The 284-nt window shown below is 56.0% G+C and carries 1 pseudogene; it reads left to right on the top strand.

From position 1 onward, the window contains the following. Nucleotides 1-22: 22 nt before the first annotated feature. Nucleotides 23-284, top strand: a pseudogene (locus tag FDX22_RS15745) (acyl-CoA synthetase); the annotation flags it as partial.

A 284-nucleotide genomic window follows, 5' to 3' on the forward strand; every position in this document is an offset into this window, starting at 1 on the left:
TGGTGATAAAACGAGATACCCAATGAAGCAGCCCCTCACACTTGCGCAATGGCTCTGTGACCCACGCCCGAACGACGTCCCTGTTGCGTGGCAGGAAGAGCATACCTGGACGCTGGGTCATCTGCGCCATGATGTGGCCCAGTTGATAACATACCTGCAGCAGCAGGAAGGTGAGCGCTGGGCATTGTGCTTCGAGAACAGCTATTTATTTATCGTCGCGCTGCTGGCCACGCTACATGCTGGCAAAACGCCGGTGATCCCAGGGCATTGTCGCGTTTCGTTGT

Origin of the sequence: Citrobacter sp. TBCS-14 (assembly GCF_005280805.1) — a bacterium.
Lineage (GTDB): Bacteria > Pseudomonadota > Gammaproteobacteria > Enterobacterales > Enterobacteriaceae > Citrobacter > Citrobacter gillenii.